This window comes from Pseudomonas sp. PS01270, from assembly GCF_029959775.1.
Classification (GTDB): Bacteria; Pseudomonadota; Gammaproteobacteria; order Pseudomonadales; family Pseudomonadaceae; genus Aquipseudomonas; species Aquipseudomonas atacamensis.
The window spans coordinates 1-19,894 of sequence record NZ_JASCPT010000098.1; the positions used below are offsets into that span (position 1 = coordinate 1).

At 59.3% G+C, this 19,894-nt stretch carries 27 protein-coding genes; 20 read left to right on the forward strand and 7 right to left on the reverse strand.

Going from position 1 to position 19,894, the window contains the following annotated elements:
* Positions 1–142 precede the first annotated feature (142 nt).
* From QMX86_RS21395 to recX, 15 genes are all read left to right on the forward strand, one after another.
* Positions 143–652, forward strand: a complete 510-nt coding sequence (locus QMX86_RS21395; protein WP_056783277.1) for a phage baseplate assembly protein — start codon at positions 143–145, stop codon at positions 650–652.
* Positions 652–1,050 (forward strand): phage GP46 family protein, encoded by a 399-nt coding sequence (locus QMX86_RS21400; protein WP_016771422.1) that lies wholly within the window; start codon positions 652–654, stop codon positions 1,048–1,050. The genes QMX86_RS21395 and QMX86_RS21400 overlap by 1 nt, the downstream gene beginning before the upstream one ends.
* Positions 1,040–2,086, forward strand: coding sequence for a baseplate J/gp47 family protein (locus QMX86_RS21405; RefSeq protein WP_130901385.1), 1,047 nt, complete (start codon positions 1,040–1,042; stop codon positions 2,084–2,086). The genes QMX86_RS21400 and QMX86_RS21405 overlap by 11 nt, the downstream gene beginning before the upstream one ends.
* On the forward strand, positions 2,074–2,673 hold the full coding sequence (locus QMX86_RS21410; RefSeq protein WP_282385513.1) for a putative phage tail protein: 600 nt from the start codon (positions 2,074–2,076) through the stop codon (positions 2,671–2,673). Before QMX86_RS21405 ends, QMX86_RS21410 begins: the two co-directional genes overlap by 13 nt.
* 13 nt (positions 2,674–2,686) lie before the next feature.
* Entirely contained in the window at positions 2,687–3,784 is a 1,098-nt protein-coding gene (locus QMX86_RS21415; protein WP_282385511.1) for a phage tail protein, read from the forward strand.
* Between the two features lie 7 nt (positions 3,785–3,791).
* The gene (locus QMX86_RS21420) at positions 3,792–4,343 is read left to right on the forward strand and encodes a tail fiber assembly protein (protein ID WP_258605214.1); all 552 of its coding nucleotides are present in this window, start codon (positions 3,792–3,794) and stop codon (positions 4,341–4,343) included.
* Positions 4,344–4,372: 29 nt separating this feature from the next.
* Positions 4,373–5,113 (forward strand): hypothetical protein, encoded by a 741-nt coding sequence (locus tag QMX86_RS21425; RefSeq protein ID WP_122691725.1) that lies wholly within the window; start codon positions 4,373–4,375, stop codon positions 5,111–5,113.
* 2 nt (positions 5,114–5,115) lie between these two features.
* Entirely contained in the window at positions 5,116–5,547 is a 432-nt protein-coding gene (locus QMX86_RS21430; RefSeq protein WP_076566172.1) for a phage tail assembly chaperone, read from the forward strand.
* Between the two features lie 52 nt (positions 5,548–5,599).
* Positions 5,600–6,802, forward strand: a complete 1,203-nt coding sequence (locus tag QMX86_RS21435) for a carbohydrate-binding protein CenC (protein WP_282385503.1) — start codon at positions 5,600–5,602, stop codon at positions 6,800–6,802.
* Positions 6,803–6,811: 9 nt separating this feature from the next.
* Complete coding sequence (locus tag QMX86_RS21440) at positions 6,812–7,027, forward strand: hypothetical protein (protein WP_282385501.1); 216 nt, start codon at positions 6,812–6,814, stop codon at positions 7,025–7,027.
* 36 nt (positions 7,028–7,063) lie between these two features.
* Positions 7,064–7,630, forward strand: coding sequence for a glycoside hydrolase family 19 protein (locus QMX86_RS21445; protein WP_282385500.1), 567 nt, complete (start codon positions 7,064–7,066; stop codon positions 7,628–7,630).
* On the forward strand, positions 7,609–8,127 hold the full coding sequence (locus QMX86_RS21450) for a lysis system i-spanin subunit Rz (protein ID WP_282385498.1): 519 nt from the start codon (positions 7,609–7,611) through the stop codon (positions 8,125–8,127). Before QMX86_RS21445 ends, QMX86_RS21450 begins: the two co-directional genes overlap by 22 nt.
* A 67-nt stretch (positions 8,128–8,194) precedes the next feature.
* Positions 8,195–8,695 carry a CinA family protein gene (locus QMX86_RS21455; RefSeq protein ID WP_038861108.1) on the forward strand — a complete coding sequence of 167 codons (501 nt, stop codon included), beginning with the start codon at positions 8,195–8,197 and terminating at the stop codon, positions 8,693–8,695.
* Between the two features lie 83 nt (positions 8,696–8,778).
* The gene (recA, locus tag QMX86_RS21460) at positions 8,779–9,837 is read left to right on the forward strand and encodes a recombinase RecA (RefSeq protein WP_024011876.1); all 1,059 of its coding nucleotides are present in this window, start codon (positions 8,779–8,781) and stop codon (positions 9,835–9,837) included.
* A gap of 8 nt (positions 9,838–9,845) precedes the next feature.
* Entirely contained in the window at positions 9,846–10,316 is a 471-nt protein-coding gene (gene recX / locus QMX86_RS21465; protein WP_056783304.1) for a recombination regulator RecX, read from the forward strand.
* Between the two features lie 59 nt (positions 10,317–10,375).
* Here the strand turns inward: recX and QMX86_RS21470 are convergent, their stop codons facing one another.
* Positions 10,376–11,491, reverse strand: a complete 1,116-nt coding sequence (locus QMX86_RS21470) for a TIGR00730 family Rossman fold protein (protein ID WP_282385495.1) — start codon at positions 11,489–11,491, stop codon at positions 10,376–10,378.
* 341 nt (positions 11,492–11,832) lie between these two features.
* Between QMX86_RS21470 and QMX86_RS21475 the strand changes: the two genes are divergently transcribed.
* On the forward strand, positions 11,833–12,030 hold the full coding sequence (locus QMX86_RS21475; protein ID WP_016770569.1) for a hypothetical protein: 198 nt from the start codon (positions 11,833–11,835) through the stop codon (positions 12,028–12,030).
* Here the strand turns inward: QMX86_RS21475 and QMX86_RS21480 are convergent, their stop codons facing one another.
* Positions 12,031–12,456, reverse strand: coding sequence for a PA3611 family quorum-sensing-regulated virulence factor (locus tag QMX86_RS21480; protein WP_007908738.1), 426 nt, complete (start codon positions 12,454–12,456; stop codon positions 12,031–12,033).
* 189 nt (positions 12,457–12,645) lie between these two features.
* Between QMX86_RS21480 and QMX86_RS21485 the strand changes: the two genes are divergently transcribed.
* The 3 genes from QMX86_RS21485 to QMX86_RS21495 all read left to right on the forward strand — a co-directional run bounded on the left by QMX86_RS21485 (position 12,646) and on the right by QMX86_RS21495 (position 14,703).
* A complete protein-coding gene (locus QMX86_RS21485) occupies positions 12,646–13,392 on the forward strand; it encodes a tRNA-uridine aminocarboxypropyltransferase (protein ID WP_282385492.1) in 747 nt (248 codons plus the stop codon).
* Positions 13,393–13,615: 223 nt separating this feature from the next.
* Positions 13,616–14,266 (forward strand): response regulator transcription factor ErdR, encoded by a 651-nt coding sequence (gene erdR, locus QMX86_RS21490; RefSeq protein ID WP_073475945.1) that lies wholly within the window; start codon positions 13,616–13,618, stop codon positions 14,264–14,266.
* Positions 14,267–14,340: 74 nt separating this feature from the next.
* A complete protein-coding gene (locus QMX86_RS21495) occupies positions 14,341–14,703 on the forward strand; it encodes a diacylglycerol kinase (RefSeq protein WP_016771411.1) in 363 nt (120 codons plus the stop codon).
* Here the strand turns inward: QMX86_RS21495 and QMX86_RS21500 are convergent.
* Complete coding sequence (locus tag QMX86_RS21500; RefSeq protein ID WP_024011881.1) at positions 14,700–15,626, reverse strand: LysR family transcriptional regulator; 927 nt, start codon at positions 15,624–15,626, stop codon at positions 14,700–14,702. The genes QMX86_RS21495 and QMX86_RS21500 overlap by 4 nt on opposite strands.
* A gap of 132 nt (positions 15,627–15,758) precedes the next feature.
* Between QMX86_RS21500 and fpr the strand changes: the two genes are divergently transcribed.
* Positions 15,759–16,538: a ferredoxin-NADP reductase gene (gene fpr / locus QMX86_RS21505; RefSeq protein ID WP_007908723.1), complete on the forward strand. Its 780-nt coding sequence runs from the start codon at positions 15,759–15,761 to the stop codon at positions 16,536–16,538.
* 173 nt (positions 16,539–16,711) lie between these two features.
* Here fpr and tsaA read toward each other — a convergent pair whose 3' ends face one another.
* The 4 genes from tsaA to QMX86_RS21525 all read right to left on the reverse strand — a co-directional run bounded on the left by tsaA (position 16,712) and on the right by QMX86_RS21525 (position 19,729).
* The gene (tsaA, locus tag QMX86_RS21510; protein WP_273526971.1) at positions 16,712–17,410 is read right to left on the reverse strand and encodes a tRNA (N6-threonylcarbamoyladenosine(37)-N6)-methyltransferase TrmO; all 699 of its coding nucleotides are present in this window, start codon (positions 17,408–17,410) and stop codon (positions 16,712–16,714) included.
* 167 nt (positions 17,411–17,577) lie between these two features.
* Positions 17,578–18,348, reverse strand: a complete 771-nt coding sequence (locus tag QMX86_RS21515) for an SDR family oxidoreductase (protein WP_243241826.1) — start codon at positions 18,346–18,348, stop codon at positions 17,578–17,580.
* A gap of 129 nt (positions 18,349–18,477) precedes the next feature.
* Positions 18,478–18,948 (reverse strand): DUF1456 family protein, encoded by a 471-nt coding sequence (locus tag QMX86_RS21520; RefSeq protein ID WP_056783315.1) that lies wholly within the window; start codon positions 18,946–18,948, stop codon positions 18,478–18,480.
* Between the two features lie 70 nt (positions 18,949–19,018).
* Entirely contained in the window at positions 19,019–19,729 is a 711-nt protein-coding gene (locus QMX86_RS21525) for an rRNA pseudouridine synthase (RefSeq protein WP_282385478.1), read from the reverse strand.
* Positions 19,730–19,894: the final 165 nt, after the last annotated feature.

The window sequence follows — 19,894 nt, forward strand, 5'->3', positions numbered from 1 at the left end:
GCCTGACCCCGAACCCTGTGGGAGCGAGCCTGCACGCGAAAGCGTCGCCAGCCTCAACATCACAGCGCCTGACCCGCCGCGTTCGCGAGCAGGCTCGCTCCCACACTGATCCCATTCGGGCGACTCTTTTCAAGGACACCCCATGAGCCTACTGACACGCCTGCTGGCGCGCGGCACTGTCGTGCTCGCCAATTCGGCAACCAAGCTGCAATCGCTGCAAATGCGCCTCACCGCCGGTGAAGTCAACGACGACCTCGAACACTTCGAACCCTACGGTTTCACCAGCCATCCGCTGGCGGGAGCCGAAGGGGTCGTCACCTTCATCGGCGGCGACCGTTCCCACGCCATCGCCCTGGTCATCGCCGACCGTCGCTATCGCCTGCAAGCGCTCGCTGCCGGTGAAGTGGCGATCTACACCGACGAGGGCGACAAAATTCATTTCAAGCGCGGGCGGATCATCGACATCGAAACCGCCACGCTGAACATCCGCGCCAGCAGCGCGGTGAACTTCGACACGCCGGTGATAAACCAGACCGGCAAGATCGTTTCCACCGGTGATCAACTGGCCGGTGGCATCAGCCAGATCAAACACGTGCATGTTGGCGTGCAGGCCGGCAACGGTCAGACCGGCGCGCCGGCAGGAGGCCAGTGATGTTCATCAGCCAGAACCTCCACGCCGCGCTGACCCGCGCCGTGCTCATCAGTCTGTTCACCTGGCGTCGCGCCGCTGATGACGACGCCCTCGATGACGAAGAGCGCTTCGGCTGGTGGGGCGACAGTTTCCCCACGGTTGCCGACGATCGCATCGGCTCGCGGCTGTGGCTGCTGCGCCGGGTCAAGCTGACCCGGCAGACGCAAATGGACGCCGAATTTTATGCCCGCGAAGCCCTGCAATGGCTGCTCGACGACGGCCACTGCAGCGCCATCGACATCATCAGCGAACGCCTCGACGCCCAGCGCCTGAACCTGCGCACGGTCCTGACCCTGGCCGACGGTGAGCGTCTGGACATCAACCCCGATAACAGTTGGCAGGTGATCTATGCCGTTTGAAACCCCTTCGCTGCCGGTGCTGATCAAGCGCACCCAAAGCGACCTGGCCGGCGATTCGCTGCGCCAGTCCGATGCGCAAGTGCTCGCCCGCACCCTCGGCGGCGCCGCTTATGGTCTGTACGGTTATCTCGACTGGATTGCCGAGCAGATCCTGCCCGACAAAGCCGATGAGTCAACCCTGGAACGCATCGCCGCGTTGCGCCTGAATCAGCCGCGCAAAGCTGCGCAAGTGGCTACCGGCAGCGTCAGTTTTACCGCCACTCCCGGCGCCGTGCTCGACGTCGACACGCTGCTGCAAGCAAACGATGGCCGCACCTACAAAGTCACCGCCGCGCGCACCACGGTCAATGGCAGCAACAGCACCACGATTGCGGCGCTGGAGGCCGGCAGTCTGGGCAACGCTGATGCGGGTTTGACGCTGACCCCGGTGCAACCGATTGCCGGGATTGTCGGCAACAGCTTCGTGGTGCTGGCGCCGGGCCTCAGCGGCGGTGTGGCGCGGGAAAGCCTCGAATCGCTGCGCTCGCGGGTCATCCGTTCCTACCGCGTGATTCCCCATGGTGGCGCGGCCAGCGACTACGAAACCTGGGCGCTGGAAGTGCCGGGTGTGACGCGGGCGTGGTGCCGGGGCGGCCTGCTCGGGCCGGGCACGGTGACGGTGTTCATCATGCGTGATGAAGACCCGCAACCGGTGCCGAACGATGAGCAGTTGGCGGAGGTTCAGGAGTACATCGAACCGCTGCGTCCGGTGACTGCGGAAGTGCACGTGCAGCGACCGGTTCAGGTGCCGGTGGTGTATCGCTTCAAGAGCGTCAATCCGGACACCACCGCCGTGCGCGCCGCCGTTGAAGCGCAGTTGCGCGATCTGCACAACCGCGAGGCCGATCTCGGCGTGCCGCTGCTGATCAGCCATATCCGCGAAGCGATCAGCAGCGCCGGCGGCGAATACGATCACACGCTCACTGCTCCGGCCGCTGACGTGCCGGCCGGGCAGAGCGAACTGCTCACCTTCGGAGGCTGCGTATGGGGGGCATAAGAACCGCCGCGCAATACCAGGCGCAGTTGCGCGCCTTGCTGCCCAGTGGCCCGGCATGGGATCCGGAACGCGTGCCGGAACTCGAAGAAGTGTTGCAAGGCGTCGCCGTCGAACTGGCTCGTCTGGATGCGCGCGCCGCCGACCTGCTCAACGAAATGGACCCGGCCGGCGTCAGCGAACTGGTGCCCGACTGGGAACGCGTCATGCAATTGCCCGACCCGTGCCTGGGCACCACGCCACTGTTCGACGACCGCCGCCTCGCCGTCCGCCGCCGCCTGCTCGCGGTCGGCAGCCAGGCTGTCGGCTACTACCTCGACATCGCCAAAAGCCAGGGTTACCCCAACGCCAGCATCACCGAACACGAAGCCCCACGCATGGGCCGTGCCCGGTTTGGTTCGGCGCACTGGGGCACCTGGGAAGCGCAGTTCATGTGGACGCTCAACACCGGCGGCCGCTTGCTGCTGGGCCGGCGTTATGGCGCTAGCTATTGGGGGGAGCGCTTCGGCGTAAACCCGGGCTCGGCGCTGGAATGCCTGATCCACCGCAGCGCGCCGGCGCATACCAAGGTGCATGTCAATTATGACTAGGGAGGGATGAGGGATGGATTATCCGAAGAGTGTGCCGAGCGTAGGCCTGGTCGATGGACGGTTTGTTGATGAAAACCCGGTTGCGGGGACGCCGGGCTCGTTGATTACGGCCGTGTGGGGTAACAGCGTGACTCAGGAAATCCTGAGTGTGATTACCGGCGGGGGGCTGGAGGCTTCCGAAGCGGACAACGGTCAGTTGTTTAAGGCGATTCAGACGATTGTCGGCGGCGCCAGTCCGATGCGTTCGGTGATTACCCGGCTAGCGGCCACCAAAACGCTCAGCGAACAAGAACTCGGGCTCGTGCTGATCGACGGCAGTCCCGGTGCCGTCACGTTGACGCTGCCGCCCGCCAATGCCGCGCTAGGTGTGCGCGATGTGATCGTTCGCCGGGTGGACAATAGTGGCAGTCGCATGGTGATCCAGGCGGCCGGTACTGACCGGATCCGTTTTCATACCCACCTCTCGCCGAATGGTTATGCGTTTTTCGTATTGATGGGGAGTGGCGATTGGTGGCATTTGCGCAGTGATGGGGCAGGGAATTGGTGGCTGCTGGGGCGACTTGATACCAGTGCCTTGGGTCGGCCGTTTTTCGAAACGACCATGCTGCTCAACCCGGGTGGCTACGGTATTCCCAACGGGGAACTGTTCAAGCGTACCGAGTGGCCATGGCTGTGGGATTTCGCCCAAGCGTCCGGCGCGTTAACAACCGAGGCTTCACGCGCTGGCAGAGAGGGAGGCTGGACCACTGGCGATGGCGCTTCGAACTTTCGTATTCCAGAAATTCGCGGTGAGTTTTTGCGAGTGCTGAGTGAAAGCAGGAACGTGGACAGCGGGCGGGCAATCGGCAGCCTCCAGGGGCATGCCTTGCAAACCCATAACCATTTTCTTCCTACCGGAACCGGTTCTTCTTTCCGCCCTGCACCTGCAATTCCCGATCCGGTATGGAATGTAGCCACTGATGTAAATTTTTCTCCGACGACCTCAACCGTGGCAACGACCTATCCCAATCCTGCGTTCGATTCCGATACCTATATCGGCAATATCGGCAATTTTGCCGGCGAAACCCGTCCTCGAAATATTGCCTTTCCCGCGCGTATCAAGCTCATCTGAGGTGCACATGTTCAATTATCTGATCGACGACAGCGGCGCGTTGTCTGGACCTGTCGAGTTTCCGTTGGTGCCGGGTATCGGTGTCCAATTACCGAGTAATGCTGTGACGCTGAGCGTTGAACTGGCACCCGCTTCACAGGGATATGCCTGGGCTTATGACAATGGTTCGTTGCAACAGCAAGTTGATTGTCGCGGCGATGTTTATCACACCGATACTGGTTTAAGGGAAAGTTGGACTGCGCTGGGCGAACTGCCTGTAGGCCTCACTCAATCGCCTTGGCCAGGTGGTTTTCACGCCTGGACCGATAGTGCCTGGCGGCTCGACGAAGTCGCGCGACTTGCGGATTTGAAGCGTGTTGTTTTTGCGCAACGCGATGCCCTGCTTGGCGAAGCCGTACTGCGCATAGCCCCCTTGCAATACGCCGAAGACATTGGAGATGCGAGTCATGAAGAACAGTTGCAACTGCTCGAATGGAAACTTTACAGCGTGGAGCTGAACCGCATCGACAGACAGCCCAGTTTTCCTGAAGCGATCAATTGGCCGGTTTCGCCCGCCTGACCGTATGATTTTTCACAAAGAGATGTGCAATGGATTATCCAAAAAGTGTGCCCGGTGCGGGCTTGGTAAATGGAAAGTTTGCGGATGAAAACCCACTCACCGGAGTTCCGGGTTCATTAATCCCGGCTAGTTGGGGCAATGGCGTTACGCAAGAAATCCTGGAAGTCATAACAAGCACCGGGGCGACCGCCGACGAAAGTGATAACACTCAGCTCAAGACTGCTGTAAATACCCTGATTTCTAGGAAACAAAGCGAAAGCCTGGCGACTCAGGAAGACGCGGAAACGGGTACAAATTCGACCAAACTGATGACTCCATTGCGAGTCTTTCAGGCCATTGGCAAGAAAGTCTTGCAAGCAACCGAGACGATAACCGGTACAGCAAAAGTCGCTTCTCAAGCAGAGGTCAATTCTGGCGTCAGTGATTCGGTCATGGTCACTCCCAAGAAACTCCGACTCGGGTTCATGGTGAGACTCGGCCCCTCTGGGTATTTGGTGTTTCCGTCCTGGATGGGCGGTCTGATCATCCAATGGATCAACGGTAGTGCCAGTCAGGCCGCTAACAATAACAACGGTGAGCTGAACTTGTGGCCATTAGCATTTCCCAATGCATTATTTCTCGCAGTCGCCACCCATGAGGGAACTTCGACGGCAACATTTCTGACTTGGAATTCGGTGTCCTCGGTAAGTCGACAAGTAGGCATCAATGTGCGATGCCCTGATTACCCTAATGTTTCGATTTCCGCGCGTATCATCGGCGTGGGGTATTAAATATGTATTATTTTTCTCCGCAAACCAGCGGCTTTTATCATTCGCAACTGCATGGCCTGAATATACCGGCGGACGCGTATGAATTAAGCGAAGGCGAGTATTGCGCGTTGGTATCAAACGCCCCCAAAGGAACAGTTCTTTCTCTTGATAAAGATGGACTGCCGGAAAGAATCCTGATGGCCGAACAGACTGCTGCCTCTCTTGAGCGTGTGTGGCGGGATAACCAGTTGCAGCTGACTCAATGGTTGGTGATTCGCGATATTGAAGAATTGGAAACGGGCGGGGGCACGACACTGCGTACCGAGGAATACAGACAACTTTTGGTTTATCGACAGGCGCTGCGCGACTGGCCTGATGATCCGGATTTTCCACAGAGTCGCTCGCGTCCGCTGGAACCCGATTGGCTTGAAAAAGCAATGCGAGCTCATAGCTAAGTTGTCTGGCTCAGTAAGCGCAGCGCATAAAGAACCTTAAAGGAATACTCACGTGGATTACCCAAAAAGCGTTCCCGGCTCAGGCCTGGTCAACGGCAAGTTCGTTGACGAGGACGCGATCGCCGGTACACCCGGCTCGCTGATTCCAGCGAGCTGGGGCAACAGTGTCACGCAGGAAATACTCAGCGCAATTACCGCAGCGGGGTTGAGCCCGGATGAGCAGCAGACTGACCAGTTGGCTCAAGCGATCCGGCAATTGTCCAAACCAGATCCAATGCAACAGTTTCCTGTGCAGGTTTACCGCAGGAATCTGCTGATCAACGGCGGATTCGATATCTGGCAACGCGGGACGACCAATCAGGCACCGAATGTCGGCGGCTACGTGGCTGATCGTTTCCGTTGTGACTGGAACGGCAATGCTGCGGTGAATATTTCTCGCCAGGATTTCGCCCCAGGCCAATCCGAAGTGTCGGGCGAGCCCGCTTGTTTTTTGCGTTGGCAGCAGACAACAGCCGGCGTCGGTTCCACTGAACACAAAATTTCCCAATATATCGAGTCGGTCAGAACCCTGGCCGGCAAAACCGCCACCCTGACCTTTTGGGCGCGCTCCGATGCTGCGCGGCCGCTGAAGGTATTCATCACCCAGTACTTCGGAACTGGTGGCTCGGAGCCGGTGATGAAAGCGGTCGAGGTCTTTCAATTGACCACGTCTTGGACCAGGTACACGGCCACCTTTCAGGTACCTGTGATCGCCGGGAAAATGCTCGGTGCAAATGATTGTTTGAGGCTGAGTTTCGACCTTCCGCTGAATGTGATCCAAACGGTTGGCCTGGCAAGAATTCAGTTGGAAGAAGGGCCAGTTTCCACCCCGTTCGAAAATCGACCAGCTGCGGAAGAACTGATGCTGTGTCAGCGCTATTTTGAAAAGTCTTTCGCAGACCGCTTGCCTATCCGGGCAAACAACGGCCCAAGTACCTGTATCGCCACGTTCACCCAAGCCGCTGCGGCGAAATCACCCCAATCCGGAATGGCAGTAACCATGCTGGTTCAGAAGCGCGTTCAGCCTACGATCAAGATGTATTGTCCCGGCGAGGCCAGCGGTGAAGTCTGGAATTTTTCACTTGTGAAGGCATGTAACGGATCATTCGTGCAAAGTGTGACCGAGCGAAGTTTTGCGTTTGGCACAATGACACCGGTCGACAGTATTCCGGGACAGATACTGCAGATTGAATGGACAGCGGATGCCGAGCTCTAGGAGCAAACAATGAGTTATCAATTGACTACATGCGGCGTACTAAGGCTGAGCGATGCAGCTTATATCCCGCAAGATCCAGCCAATCGCGACTGGCTTGACTATCAAGACTGGCTTTTATCTGGCGGCAAGGTAATGCCGGCAAACGATTCATTTGAAACTGCTCTGAACAATCCCCTGAAAACTCTGGCAAATAAATGGCTGGCAAGCATCAGCCGCCAGCCGTGATTCAATCGGGACAACATCCAGGGAGGATCAAGCATCATGCAATTAACTGAAAAACACCTTACCGACATCATGCCCAACGCCCGCTCCCAAGCGGGCGTTTTTGTTTCGCCGCTCAACACCGCGATGGCCAGGCAGCGCATCGATACGCCAAAACGTATCGCGGCTTTTCTGGCACAGGTCGGTCACGAGTCGGGCCAATTGCGCTACGTGCGCGAACTGGGCAACAACCAGTACCTGAGCAAATACGACACCGGCACGCTGGCGCTGCGTCTGGGCAATACTCCGGAAGCCGACGGCGACGGGCAAAAGTATCGCGGGCGTGGACTGATTCAGATCACCGGCCGGGCAAATTATCGTCAGTGCAGTCTCGGCTTGTTTGGTGATGAGCGTCTGTTGTCGTTGCCCGAACTGCTCGAACAACCGCAGTGGGCCGCCGAATCGGCGGCGTGGTTCTGGGCGCAGAAGGGCTTGAATGAGCTGGCCGACGCGGACCAGTTCAACACCATCACCCGGCGGATCAACGGCGGGTTGAACGGCTTGCAGGATCGCCTCGAGATTTGGGCGCGGGCGAGGGCGGTGCTATGTCCGGCTCCTGGCGGGTGATTGGCCTGTTGTTGCTGGTGGCGGGGGCTTTCGCCGCGGCGTGGCAGTTTCAGGACTGGCGTTACGGGCGGCAATTGGCCGACCAAGCGCGGTTAAACGCCGAAACGCAAAATCAACTCACTCTGACCGCCGCGAGCGCACAACAGGCCGAGCAGGACAAACGCCTGGCACTGGAGCAACGGCTCGCGGCGAGTGAACAAACCCATTACCGAGCGCTGAGCGATGCCCAACGTGATCAGGATCGCCTGCGCGATCGCCTTGCTACTGCCGATGTGCGGCTGTCAGTCCTTCTCGACGCCGGCGACGTTGCCCACGACGGTGCGTTGCCAGCCGCCGCCGGCACCGGCGGCGTGGATTCTGCAGCCGTACGCGCCCGACTTGACCCGGCGCATGCTCAACGAATTATCGCCATCACTGACACCGGCGACCGTGGATTGATTGCGTTGCAGGCCTGTCAGGCCTATGTCAGAGCGCTGGCGCCCGAACATCTTGAATGATTCTGTGTATTGAAAGCATGGCCGGCTCGTGTACGGTGAAGGCATTCCACACGATCCGGAGCTCGCCGTGAAAGAGACCACCCAACTGGCCGCAGAACTGGGCCGACGTCTGCAAGTGCTCAATGCCCATGTCACTACCGCCGAGTCCTGCACAGGTGGCGGGATTGCCGAAGCGATTACGCGGATTCCGGGCAGTTCGGCCTGGTTTGAAGCGGGGTACGTGACGTATTCCAATCGGCAGAAGACCCGGCAGCTGGATGTGCCGGGCGATTTGTTCGAGACGGTAGGGGCGGTCAGTCGCGAAGTGGTCGAGGCCATGGTGCGCGGTGCGCAGCAGCACAGCCTGGCGCATTTTGCCGTGGCGGTCAGCGGTGTCGCCGGCCCCGACGGTGGCACACCGAACAAGCCAGTCGGCACGGTATGGCTGGCCTGGGGTGTTGGCGACGAGGTTTACAGTGAGGTTCAGCACTTCCCCGGCAACCGTGATGAAGTCCGCCGACAAACGGTGAAGGCCGCGCTAGAGGGGCTTGTGCGACTAGCGGCACGAGAAATCGAAAATCAGGGGTAGGCGATCTTCGAACGCTGTGGAATAATACTGGCTACTTATACAGGTGTTGGCCGTCAGGCCTTATTGATTACGTGAGGACTTTAATGGACGACAACAAGAAGAAAGCCTTGGCTGCGGCCCTGGGTCAGATCGAACGTCAATTCGGCAAGGGTGCCGTAATGCGTATGGGCGATCAGGACCGTCAGGCGATCCCGGCCATCTCTACTGGCTCTCTGGGTCTGGATATCGCACTCGGCATCGGCGGTCTGCCAAAAGGCCGTATTGTTGAAATCTACGGTCCTGAATCCTCCGGTAAAACCACACTGACCTTGTCCGTGATCGCCCAGGCGCAGAAAGCCGGCGCGACCTGCGCATTCGTCGACGCCGAACACGCGCTCGATCCAGAGTACGCCGGCAAGCTGGGCGTCAACGTCGACGACCTGCTGGTTTCCCAGCCGGACACCGGCGAACAGGCCCTGGAAATCACCGACATGCTGGTGCGCTCCAACGCCGTTGACGTGATCATCGTCGACTCCGTGGCGGCACTGGTACCGAAGGCTGAAATCGAAGGTGAAATGGGCGACATGCACGTCGGCCTGCAAGCACGTCTGATGTCTCAGGCGCTGCGTAAAATCACCGGTAACATCAAGAACGCCAACTGCCTGGTCATCTTCATCAACCAGATCCGTATGAAGATCGGTGTGATGTTCGGTAGCCCGGAAACCACCACCGGTGGTAACGCGCTGAAGTTCTACGCTTCGGTTCGTCTCGACATCCGCCGTACTGGCGCGGTGAAGGAAGGCGACGAAGTGGTCGGCAGCGAAACTCGCGTCAAGGTTGTGAAGAACAAGGTGGCTTCGCCGTTCCGTCAGGCCGAGTTCCAGATTCTTTACGGCAAAGGCATCTACCTCAACGGCGAGATGATCGACCTGGGTGTGCTGCACGGTTTCGTCGAGAAGTCCGGCGCCTGGTACGCCTACGAAGGCACCAAGATCGGTCAGGGCAAGGCCAACTCGGCCAAGTTCCTGGCGGACAACCCGGAAATTGCCGCGAAGCTCGAGAAGCAGCTGCGTGACAAGCTGCTGTCGCCAGCTGTGATCGCGGACTCCAAGGCCTCGGCGGTCAAAGAGACCGAAGACGACCTGGCCGACGCTGACCTCTGATACCAGCGATGACCACCGCCGTACTGGATACCCTCGTCGCGGTGCGGCGAACCGCCATGGACCTGCTCGCACGTCGCGAGCATGGTCGAGTCGAGTTGACGCGTAAGCTGCGTCAGCGCGGCGCCGAGGCGGAGCTGATCGAAACAGCCCTCGACCGTTTGACGGAAGAGGGGCTGCTTTCCGAAGCCCGCTACCTTGAAAGTTTTGTTTCCTACCGCGCCCGTTCCGGCTATGGCCCTCTGCGAATTCGCGAGGAGCTCAGCCAGCGGGGTTTGCAGCGTACCGATATTGAAGTCGCCCTGCGCGAAAGCGGTATCAATTGGCAGGCGCAGCTTCAGGATACGTGGCAACGCAAGTTCTCCGGGCATTTACCGATTGATGCGAAAGAGCGGGCCAGGCAAGGCCGGTTTCTGGCGTATCGGGGGTTCTCGATGGAGATGATCAACCGCTTGTTCAGCGGTCGAGGGATGGACGATTAGACCGATTCGACAAAAAAGGCCCGCTATTGTTTAGAAAATAGCGGGCCTTTTTTTTGCCTTCAAATCACGTTGAAAGGCTCGCGTGAGCGTTGTGCAGTGGGCGGTTTTGAATCGGCCCAGTTTTCCGGCAGATTGATAAAGTCCACCAACTCCCTCAGACGACCATGGGTGCGGCCATTGAAGGCAAACGCCAGCCGCACCAGATGGCTGAACTGCGCATCGTCGTGTTCTTCGCCGCTGTAGGCATGTTGATGAAACTCGTCGCTCAGGCACAGGTCGGTGAACTCTTCCTGCATCTGCGTCAGTGCCTGGTCGCTGAGCTTGTGGTTCATGCGAATTACAAATTGCCGCTTGAGCCAGCGGCTGGAGTGGAAGTTGCTATAGAACTGATTGATCTCGTCCACCGCGTCCTCAACGCTGTAAACCAGTCGCATCAGCTTCATATCGGTCGGCAGGATATAGCGGTTTTCTTCCAGCTGATTGCGGATGAAGTCCAGCGCACCTTGCCAGAAGGTACCGCCCGGAACATCCAGCAACACCACCGGCACCAATGGGCTTTTGCCGGTCTGAATCAGTGTCAGCACTTCCAGCGCTTCATCAAGGGTGCCAAACCCGCCCGGGCACAGTACCAGCGCGTCTGCCTCTTTGACGAAGAACAGTTTTCGGGTGAAGAAAAAGTGGAATGGCAACAGATTGTCGGTGCCGTCGACGGTGGGGTTGGCATGTTGTTCGAAGGGCAGGGTGATGTTGAAACCCAAGCTGTGATCTCGACCGGCTCCTTCGTGGGCGGCGGCCATGATGCCGCCGCCGGCGCCAGTGATGACCATCATCTCTGCACGCGTCAGCGCTGCGCCGAGTTCGCGGGCCATCGCGTATAGCGGATGTTCCACTGGCGTACGTGCCGAGCCGAACACGGTGACTTTGCGCCGGCCCTTGAATTGTTCGAGCACGCGGAACGCCTGCTCCAGTTCACGCAGGGCTTGCAGGGTGATCTTGGCGTTCCAGCGGTTGTGGTCTTCCTGAGCCATGCGCAGCACGGTCAGGATCATGTCGCGGTAGATGGGGATGTTCGGGCTGTTGGTGGAAACACGGTTGAGTTGGGCTTCGACCTGGCTGATGAGGTCGCCGCTTTCCTGAAAATGACGGCTCAAGAGGTCATTCGGTTGATAAGGCATTCAACGTCTCCTTCTGTACAGAGCGGGTAGCCCGGACAACCAGCGTCCGGGTCGCACTGCAAAAACACACAGGGCCGGCAGTTCCATTTCTGCCGTTAACGAATGATCGGGAATACTCTCAATCTAGACCCTCGCACGCATTCGCGCTGACTTGAACAGTGCGCTGTAACGTTTTGTCCGGCAACCGCTTACTGATTTGCGCCAAAGCCTCGCCGCTCGTCTGAACGTATCGCAAAGGGCCATCACTCTGATTTACTCAAATACAGACGTCGCAAGACAACCTTGCGCTTGCGCAAGGCAAAGCAATTCAAGGATTCGTGGGTGGCAAGGAGGCGGGATGCATGGTCAGAGTGGTTCTGGAGATCGATACGCAGCTGTATCGAATGTTGCAGGAGTCGGCCGAGACGCATCAATTGAGTCTCGAAGAAGAGTGCTGCCGACGATTGGCCGGCGGCGAGCGTCGCTCGCGCTATCTGCAGGCGCTAGTGGCGGAACTGCGCGCCGAGGATGAACAGCGGCGCGCCAAGGCTTCGCGCTGATTACTTCTTCTTCGCTGGCGCGGCTTTCGGGCAATCGGATTCCTGGTAACTGGCCGAGCCGATCGCTTTGTTGGTTTTCACTTCGGTGAAGTCGTAACGCATGATCGCGCCCTTGGCCATCAGCTTGCGGTACGACGGGTTGTTGCACACCGACGCGCCCAACTGGAAATACACAGCCTTGGGATCGGCGCGCATCTTGTCGGCGTGGCTCTTTTGCACGCTCAGATGGTTGATCAGCTGTGTGCCTTCGACGGTGTAGCCTTGATCAAGAATGTCTTCATTGATCGCCCGTGGCGTGCCGACGCTGCTTTGGGCGGCGACGTTGCGCAGCTCTCGGTTCAGATTCTGCTCACTCAGGGACGCAGCCTGAGCGGTAAAGGACGACGCCAGCAGAATGGCAGCGGTGGGAACGATAAGGCGCAGCATGAAACTCTCCTGATTCGGTGACTGGTGGTTCGACCCGTCACGGGGCGGTGCGTTCAGTGGCGGCGAATTATAGGTGAGCCGGTCTGGACGGTACAGGCTTGTGGCCGTCGCTCTGGTAAACTGCCGGCCTTTATTGCCCTGCCGAGTGTCGTTCGTGTCGAGTTTCCCTGTCTGCCGGTGTTGCCTGCGATGAACCATGCCCCCAACGCCGTGGCCCGCCTGCGCGATCAACGCGAGGACGAAGGTATCAAGCCGATTCAGGCGCGCGGCTTTCGCTCCGAGCGTTGCCGCGATTGCCGGGTCATCATCAGTCATTGCCTGTGCGCGTGGCGGCCAAGCGTCGACACCCGTTCCGGCGTGTGCCTGATCATGACCGGCAAGGAAGTGTTCAAGCCAAGCAACACCGGTTGGCTGATTGCCGATGTGGTGCGCGACAACCATGCGTTCATCTGGTCACGCACCGAGCCCGACCCGCAGATGCTTGCACTGCTCAACGATCCGCAATGGCAGCCGTATCTGGTGTTTCCGGGTGAGTATGTCGAACCGTCGCGGGTGACCAACACGGTGACAGTCGATTGCAGCAAGCGCCCGCTGTTCATACTGCTGGATGCGACCTGGACCGAGGCGCGCAAGATCTTTCGCAAGAGTCCGTATTTCGACCGCTTGCCGATCCTCAGCCTGCTGCCCGACAAACTCTCGCGCTATCGCTTGCGCCGTTCGACCCGCAGCGAGCACCTGTGCACCGCTGAAGTTGCGGCGTTGTGCCTGGAGCTGGCCGGTGACAGCGATGCCGCTTCGGCGCTGGACGCCTATTTCGATGTGTTCAGCCAGCATTACCTCGGTGCCAAGCAGCAACTGGACATGAATGAATCAACCCCCGCTCACGCCGAGCTGCTGCCCTATATACGAAAGCCGCAGCCGGCGTTGGCCCGATAGTGGCCCATACTGTCGACAGCGCTGGCCATCTTGCTTGACCACCCCGGCTGCGCTGGGCATGCTTGGCGCCGATTAGGGTGCGGCCAAGGTTTGAGACGCCGTGTTTGCTGTTGATTGGCGTCGAACGTGCCCCTGTGGATAGCGCTTCCAAGCGTTGTCTCGAGTTGCTTTGGCCAGACCGGAATCTACCGCGTCTGCCATCAAAAACAGGATCATTTGAAAAATGGCCACATACGACATCCTGATTGCCGATGATCACCCCCTGTTTCGCAGCGCCCTGCACCAAGCGGTGACGCTGGGCCTTGGCCCGAACGTGCGGCTGGTGGAAGTGGCGAGCATCGCCGAACTGGAAGCCCGCCTGACCGAAAAGGCTGACTGGGATCTGGTCCTGCTGGATCTGAACATGCCCGGCGCCTACGGTTTTTCCGGACTGGTGCTGCTGCGCGGGCAGTATCCGCAGATTCCGGTGGTGATGGTCTCGGCCCAGGAAGAAGCTTCGGTGATGGTCAAGTCCCGCGAGTTCGGCGCCAGTGGTTTCATTCCCAAGTCCAGCGATCTGAGCGTAATTCAGGAAGCGGTGCGCAAGGTGCTCGATGGCGACGTGTTCTGGCCGCCGCAAGCGTTCGAAGCGGTGAGCGTGTCGGATGAGGCGAAAGCTGCCAGCGATGGCCTCGCCAGCCTGACGCCGCAACAGTTCCGGGTGCTGACCATGGTCTGCGAAGGTCTGCTGAACAAGCAGATCGCTTATGAGCTGAGCGTGTCGGAAGCGACCATCAAGGCCCACGTCACCGCGATCTTTCGCAAATTGAACGTGCGTACTCGCACGCAAGCGGCTTTACTGCTGCAACAACTTGAGTCAATTCCGAGCCAGTGATGGCTGGCGGTTTCACGCTTTTTTGACTTTCGTTGATCTAGCTTCCCCACACCTTTTTGGCTGGTTTCTTTCTTATGTCACCTTTCAAGGGCCAGACCGGCCTGAAACGTATCCTCAACGCGTCCGGCTATTCGCTCGATGGCCTGCGCGCCGCCTTCACTGGCGAAGCGGCATTCCGCCAATTGGTGCTGCTCAACGTGGTGCTGATTCCGCTGACATTCTTCCTTAATGTCAGCCGGGTCGAGCAGGCGGTGTTGATCGCGGTTTGCTTGCTGGCGCTGATTGTCGAGCTGCTCAATTCGGCGGTGGAAGCGGCCATTGACCGCATCTCGCTGGAATTGCACCCGCTATCGAAAAACGCCAAGGACATGGGCAGCGCCGCGCAGTTCGTGGCGCTTAGCATGATCGGACTGGTGTGGGCGGTGATTCTGCTTTAAGCGATGGTCGGCAAGACGATCTCGTCGCTGCGCTGCACCCCGGCGGTAAAAGCGCGGCACAGCTCGAGAAACTCGCGCATTGCCGAGGTCTGGTATTTCTGTTTGTGCCAGATGAAATAGAACTGCCGGGCCAGATCCAGATCCGGCGTCTCCACCGGCACCAGACTGCCGCGCCGGAAGGCATCGCGCAGCGCCAACCGCGAAATGCAGCCAATTCCCAAGCCTGATTCCACCGCGCGTTTGATCGCCTCGGTGTGTTCCAGCTCCAGGCGAATATTCAGCGCGCTGCGATGGTGACGCATGGCCTGGTCGAAGGTCAGCCGCGTGCCGGAACCCTGTTCCCGCAGAATCCATGCCTCATGGGTCAGCTCTTCCATTGTCGCACTGCCGCGTTTGGCCAACGGATGCTGCGGCGCACAAAACACCACCAGCTCATCCTCGACCCAACTCTGCACTTCGATGTCCGGGTGGCTGCAATCGCCTTCGATTAGACCCAGATCAATTTCGTAGTGGGCGACCTGCTGCACGATATTGGCAGTGTTCTGCACGTGCAGCTTGACCTGACTTTCGGGGTGGCGCTGCATGAAGCTGCCAATCAGCAGGGTGGCCAGATAGTTGCCAATGGTCAGCGTCGCCCCCACTGATAGAGAGCCGAAACCGGATTTGCCATTGAGCAGGTCTTCGATTTCCTTGGCCTGGTCGAGCAGGGCCACCGCTTGCGGCAACAGTTGTTTGCCGAGGGCGTTGAGGCTCAGGCGTTTGCCGGCGCGGTCGAACAGCTGGCAGCTGGACTGGCGCTCAAGCTCGGTGATCGAAGTGCTGGCCGCCGATTGCGAGAGGTTGAGCAGACCCGCAGCACGGGATACGCTTTCCTGCTGGGCGACGGCGACGAAGACTTGCAGTTGACGGAGAGTAAATCGCATATCGATATAACCGATAACCCTTATCTTAATAATCCAGTTAACAGATATTGTCGTCGCTATTAGAATGCGATGCAATTGCGCACGTTGAGCCTCATTGAGCCGCGCAGACCAATTTCCAGGAGTCAAACGTACATGAGCAACATGAACCACGAGCGTGTCCTCAGTGTTCATCACTGGAACGACACTCTGTTCAGCTTCAAGTGCACCCGCGATCCGGGCCTGCGCTTCGAGAACGGTCAGTTCGTGATGATCGGCCTGCAACAGCCCAACGGCCGCCCGCTTATGCGCGCTTACTCGATCGCCAGCCCGAACTGGGAAGAGCATCTCGAATTCTTCAGCATCAAAGTGCAGGACGGTCCGCTGACCTCCCAGCTGCAGCACTTGAAGGAAGGCGACGAGATCATCATCTCGAAGAAGCCTACCGGCACCCTGGTTCTCGATGACCTGAACCCGGGCAAGCACTTGTACCTGCTGAGCACCGGCACCGGTCTGGCGCCGTTCATGAGCGTCATTCAGGACCCGGAAACCTACGAGCGCTTCGAAAAAGTGATCCTGGTTCACGGTGTGCGTTACGTCAACGAAGTCGCTTACCGCGAATTCATCACCGAGCACCTGCCGCAGAACGAGTTCTTCGGCGAAGCGCTGCGTGACAAGTTGATCTACTACCCGACCGTGACCCGCGAGCCGTTCGAGAATCAGGGCCGCCTGACTGACCTGATGCGCAGCGGCAAGCTGTTCAGCGACATCGGCCTGCCACCGATCAACCCGCAGGACGACCGCGCGATGATCTGCGGCAGCCCGAGCATGCTCGACGAGACCAGCGAAGTGCTCGACAGCTTCGGCCTGAAGATCTCGGCGCGGATGCGCGAGCCGGGTGATTACCTGATCGAGCGTGCGTTCGTCGAAAAATAACCTGCGATACCTGTGGGAGCGAGCCCGCTCGCGAAAGCAGTCTGTCATTAAGATTGATGTTGACTGACACGACGCCTTCGCGAGCAGGCTCGCTCCCACAGTTGGTTTTTGGGTGTGACAGTAAAAGCCCGCGTTGCCTGAGAAGGCAGCGCGGGCTTTTTCGTTTGCGGGTTTTATGCCTTGGCCGGGATGACTTCCAGCACGCGGATCTGTTCGGGCGTCGGGTAATGCCAGCGCACGTCCAGATCCCAGAACTGTGCACCATATTCACGTTCCGGTGCCGGTGTCTGATACGCCGGGCGCGGATCCTGCGCCAGGCACTGCTCGATCAGCTCAACCAACGGCTCATCGAGGCGCTGAGCGTGGGCGTGCGCCTGTTTCAAAGCCGAATCCGCCCACTGCACGTCGATCAGATGCGGCGCGGCGCTGGCGATGTCATTGGTCGCCCCGGGGATGATGTCGGCATACGGCACATAGGGTTTGATATCCAGCACCGGCGTGCCGTCGAGCAGATCGATCCCGGAGATAAACAGCCGATTACCTTCGACTTTGTCCAGCTTCACCACCGACTGGCCGATGCCATTGGGGCGGTGCGTGGCGCGGGTGGCGAACACGCCCATCGACTTATTGCCGCCCAGGCGTGGCGGGCGCACTTTCAGGCGCGGTTTGTCTTCCAGGGCTTGGTGGAACAGAAACAACAGCCAAACATGACTGACCTGCTCCAGCCCCTGCACGGCGTCACCCTGATCGAACGGCGCGACCAGTTCCAGCACGCCACGGGCGGCCGGTGCCAGTTGCGGCTGGCGGGGGATGGCGAACTTCTCCTTGAAGCAGGAGCGCACGAAGCCGATGGGGGAGACGCTGTAAGTCATGGTTTGCATTCGAAGCGGGGCAGGGGGGGCATGATAACCCGTCCCGTCTCAAGTCTGGTGGTGGCAGGGCTGGCCTATTCGCGAGCAAGCTCGCTCCCACATTGGATCTATGGCGTGCACAAGATCCCTGTGGGAGCGAGCTTGCTCGCGAAGGCCGCGCCGCCGATCTACAGACTGAATCCGCCATCAAGAGGAATAATATTCCCGGTCATATAAGCCCCAGCCGTACTCGCCAGACTGATCGCCAAAGCCGCCATCTCTTCCTCACGCCCCCAACGCTTCATCGGAATCAGCGCGGTGTCCTCAGCCAACGCCTGCTCATCATTACCAATATGCTGGGTCATCTTGCTCGGAAATCGTCCCGGCGCAATCACGTTGACGTTGATGTGCTGGCTCACCAGTTCCCGCGCCAGAATGCGCGATAACTGATGCAGTGCCGCTTTGCTCGGCCCATAGGCATACGCCTGCTCGCCAAACGATGAAATCCCCGCCACCGAACCGATATTGATGATCCGCGCCGGATTTGCCGCCGAACCACCCTTGCGCAGCAACGGCAGAAACTGCTGGATGCAACTGAACACCGACGTCACGTTGAGCTGCATGACTTTCTCCCAGCCCTTGACCGGATAACTCTCCAGCGGCGCGCCCCACGTGGTGCCGGCGTTGTTCACCAGAATGTCCAGATGAGTGATCTGCTCACCCAGACGCGCGGCCAGTTCCCGCACGCCTTCTTCGGTCGCCAGATTCGCCGCCACGCCGTGGCAAGTGCCCATGGCGCCGAGTTCTTCGGCGGTTTGCTGGCAGGCTTCGACGTCGCGCGAGCACACGTAGACATGGGCGCCGGCCTCGACGAACGCCTTGGCGATCATCTTGCCAATACCACGAGTACCGCCAGTCACCAGAGCGGTGCGGCCTTGCAGGGAAAAGTAGGGATGCATGGCGAATCCTGAAGATTAGGGATCAGTACACCCTAGTCGTCAGCCGCGAAAAGCGGAGCCATTATTTTTGCAGGGAATGAACGGTCATGCGTTGCGGCGGCGACTATCGATCGCCACCGCACAAGGGCATCAGGCAGGGCGGACGCGCAGGGTCAGGCCCTTGAGGAAGTTACGCAGCAACTGGTCGCCACACGGACGGTAGTTGGTGTGGCCGACCTTGCGGAACAGCGCGCTCAGTTCGGGTTTGGATACCGGAAACTCGGCGGCTTTGAGGATCGCGTGCATGTCGTCTTCTTTCAGTTCGAAGGCCACACGCAGTTTTTTCAGGATGATGTTGTTGGTCACCGGCACTTCGATTGGCTGCGGCGGACGGCTTTCGTCCTTGCCGCGCTTGAAGATCACCAGACCGTCGAGGAAGTGCGCGATGACTTCGTCCGGGCAGCGTACGAAGCCTTCTTCGTCTTCTTCTTTCTTGTCGAGCCAGGTGATGACATCGGCGAGCGTGACGTCCATGCCGCCCAGTTTGATGATTTCGACAACTTTCTTGTCGCTGATGTCGAGCATGTAGCGCACGCTGCGCAGTACGTCGTTATGAACCATGTCGGTATTCCTGATGCGTTGTGGGCAGCGCTCGTAAGCACTGCCGAAATGTGTGGCGGCAGTGAAGGTTCTAGAACTTCTCTTTGCCGGACAGGTAGCGCCACTGGCCGAGCGGGACCTTGCCGATCGACACGCCGCCGATGCGGATGCGGCGGATGCCGATGACCTTCAGGCCGACCGCTTCGCACAACTGCGCGATGATTCCCGGCTGCGGGTTTTTCATGGCGAAGCGCAGACGGTTTTCGTTCTGCCAGCTGGCCTTGACTGGCGGCAGCTCCTTGCCCTTGTGGGTCAGGCCATGCTGCAAACGGTTGAGGCCGTGGGCAGCCATCTCACCTTCGACTTCGACGATGTATTCCTGCTCGATCTTCGCCGCGTCGGCGGTGAGCTTGCGCAGGATTTTCCAGTCCTGGGTGAACACCAGCAGGCCGCTGGCCTTGGGCTGCAGGTCGGCGCTGGCGGTCAGGCGCAGGAAATGCCCGCGCAACGGACGCTTGCCGTAGCGATGCTCTTCGCTGAGGGTTTCCGCGCTGAGCGTTTGCATGGCGCTGTCGACATCCATGCCGGCGGGCGCGTTGAGCAGGATGGTCACCGGCTCCGGCGCGGTGGCCTTGGCGTCCTTGTCGAGCTCGACCTTTTGCTCGCCGACCTTGAATTGCGGCTCATCGATGACTTCGCCGTCCACGGTGACCCAGCCGCCCTCGATGAACAGCTCGGCCTCCCGGCGGGAGCAACCGACCAGTTCGATGAGGCGTTTGGAGAGGCGAATCGGGTCAGTCATGACGGGGCCGTAACAAAAAAGGGGTGGGCATTGTACCTGTGTGGAAGCGGTTAAGCCCGGTTCCATTTGCAGGCGCTGTATTCAATGTGGGAGCGAGCCTGCTCGCGAAGGCGTCCTGCCAGTCTATGTGTGCAGTGACTGGTACACCGCATTCGCGAGCAGGCT

Bases quoted from the DNA above. Each gene is read 5' to 3' on its own strand.
- QMX86_RS21395 (WP_056783277.1), top strand. From the start codon at position 143: ATGAGCCTACTGACACGCCTGCTGGCGCGCGGCACTGTCGTGCTCGCC.
- QMX86_RS21400 (WP_016771422.1), top strand. From the start codon at position 652: ATGTTCATCAGCCAGAACCTCCACGCCGCGCTGACCCGCGCCGTGCTC.
- QMX86_RS21405 (WP_130901385.1), top strand. From the start codon at position 1,040: ATGCCGTTTGAAACCCCTTCGCTGCCGGTGCTGATCAAGCGCACCCAA.
- QMX86_RS21410 (WP_282385513.1), top strand. From the start codon at position 2,074: ATGGGGGGCATAAGAACCGCCGCGCAATACCAGGCGCAGTTGCGCGCC.
- QMX86_RS21415 (WP_282385511.1), top strand. From the start codon at position 2,687: ATGGATTATCCGAAGAGTGTGCCGAGCGTAGGCCTGGTCGATGGACGG.
- QMX86_RS21420 (WP_258605214.1), top strand. From the start codon at position 3,792: ATGTTCAATTATCTGATCGACGACAGCGGCGCGTTGTCTGGACCTGTC.
- QMX86_RS21425 (WP_122691725.1), top strand. From the start codon at position 4,373: ATGGATTATCCAAAAAGTGTGCCCGGTGCGGGCTTGGTAAATGGAAAG.
- QMX86_RS21430 (WP_076566172.1), top strand. From the start codon at position 5,116: ATGTATTATTTTTCTCCGCAAACCAGCGGCTTTTATCATTCGCAACTG.
- QMX86_RS21440 (WP_282385501.1), top strand. From the start codon at position 6,812: ATGAGTTATCAATTGACTACATGCGGCGTACTAAGGCTGAGCGATGCA.
- QMX86_RS21445 (WP_282385500.1), top strand. From the start codon at position 7,064: ATGCAATTAACTGAAAAACACCTTACCGACATCATGCCCAACGCCCGC.
- QMX86_RS21450 (WP_282385498.1), top strand. From the start codon at position 7,609: ATGTCCGGCTCCTGGCGGGTGATTGGCCTGTTGTTGCTGGTGGCGGGG.
- recA (WP_024011876.1), top strand. From the start codon at position 8,779: ATGGACGACAACAAGAAGAAAGCCTTGGCTGCGGCCCTGGGTCAGATC.
- recX (WP_056783304.1), top strand. From the start codon at position 9,846: ATGACCACCGCCGTACTGGATACCCTCGTCGCGGTGCGGCGAACCGCC.
- QMX86_RS21470 (WP_282385495.1), bottom strand. From the start codon at position 11,491: ATGCCTTATCAACCGAATGACCTCTTGAGCCGTCATTTTCAGGAAAGC.
- QMX86_RS21475 (WP_016770569.1), top strand. From the start codon at position 11,833: ATGGTCAGAGTGGTTCTGGAGATCGATACGCAGCTGTATCGAATGTTG.
- QMX86_RS21480 (WP_007908738.1), bottom strand. From the start codon at position 12,456: ATGCTGCGCCTTATCGTTCCCACCGCTGCCATTCTGCTGGCGTCGTCC.
- QMX86_RS21485 (WP_282385492.1), top strand. From the start codon at position 12,646: ATGAACCATGCCCCCAACGCCGTGGCCCGCCTGCGCGATCAACGCGAG.
- erdR (WP_073475945.1), top strand. From the start codon at position 13,616: ATGGCCACATACGACATCCTGATTGCCGATGATCACCCCCTGTTTCGC.
- QMX86_RS21495 (WP_016771411.1), top strand. From the start codon at position 14,341: ATGTCACCTTTCAAGGGCCAGACCGGCCTGAAACGTATCCTCAACGCG.
- QMX86_RS21500 (WP_024011881.1), bottom strand. From the start codon at position 15,626: ATGCGATTTACTCTCCGTCAACTGCAAGTCTTCGTCGCCGTCGCCCAG.
- fpr (WP_007908723.1), top strand. From the start codon at position 15,759: ATGAGCAACATGAACCACGAGCGTGTCCTCAGTGTTCATCACTGGAAC.
- tsaA (WP_273526971.1), bottom strand. From the start codon at position 17,410: ATGACTTACAGCGTCTCCCCCATCGGCTTCGTGCGCTCCTGCTTCAAG.
- QMX86_RS21515 (WP_243241826.1), bottom strand. From the start codon at position 18,348: ATGCATCCCTACTTTTCCCTGCAAGGCCGCACCGCTCTGGTGACTGGC.
- QMX86_RS21520 (WP_056783315.1), bottom strand. From the start codon at position 18,948: ATGGTTCATAACGACGTACTGCGCAGCGTGCGCTACATGCTCGACATC.
- QMX86_RS21525 (WP_282385478.1), bottom strand. From the start codon at position 19,729: ATGACTGACCCGATTCGCCTCTCCAAACGCCTCATCGAACTGGTCGGT.